This is a genomic window from Acinetobacter sp. AKBS16, assembly GCF_002899995.1.
Classification (GTDB): Bacteria; Pseudomonadota; Gammaproteobacteria; order Pseudomonadales; family Moraxellaceae; genus Acinetobacter; species Acinetobacter baumannii.
The window spans coordinates 21,104-21,850 of the sequence record NZ_POYH01000088.1 but is presented as its reverse complement, the minus strand read 5'-3'; the positions used below and the strand labels follow the sequence as shown (position 1 = coordinate 21,850).

The window sequence follows — 747 nt, the reverse complement described above, 5'->3', positions numbered from 1 at the left end:
CTACTGCATTCTCCTTCTGGATCGTATCAATTACCGTGTAAACCACACGAGAACCCAGTACTGTACCACCATAAGTAGAACCATGACTGCCAGGCCCTAACAACCCTACCGCTTTACCTTGAGTCATTACAGCACCCACTGGAAAACCGTTACCCAAACCTTTTGCAGTAGTCAAAACATCCGGAATAATATTTGTATGTTGATACGCAAAGTATTTACCAGTACGGCCATTACCAGTTTGGATTTCATCTAGCATCATTAACCAGTTGTGCTGGTTACAAATTTGGCGAACTTCTTCTAAATAGCTAAATCCTTGTGGTGCAGTATTAATACCACCTTCACCTTGAATTGGTTCAATTAAAATAGCAACGATATCTGGATGCTGTAAGGCAGCCTCTTGGATGGCTTCAATATCACCAAATGGCACTCGAACAAAGCCTTCCACTAAAGGTGCAAAACCGTCTTGTACTTTCTTGTTACCAGTTGCTGAAAGTGTCGCTAAAGTACGTCCATGAAATGACTGCTCAGCAACAATAATCTTTGGCAAGCTTATACCTTGTTGAGTACCAAATTTACGAGCAATTTTAATTGCCCCTTCATTTGACTCGGCGCCACTGTTTGAAAAGAAAATTTCTTCCATACCTGAAACTTCAGCAAGCTTTTGAGCAGCCGCAGTTTGCCAAGGAATTTCAAACAAATTACTCGTATGCACTAGTGTAGCTGCTTGCTCTGCAATGGCTTCTGCAA

1 protein-coding gene is annotated in these 747 nt (G+C 41.8%); it reads right to left on the bottom strand.

The genetic code is table 11. The annotated features are described in order from the left end of the window. Positions 1-747 (bottom strand): aminotransferase class III-fold pyridoxal phosphate-dependent enzyme (locus C1642_RS15415; RefSeq protein ID WP_228153938.1); only part of this gene is annotated, 747 nt, incomplete at both ends.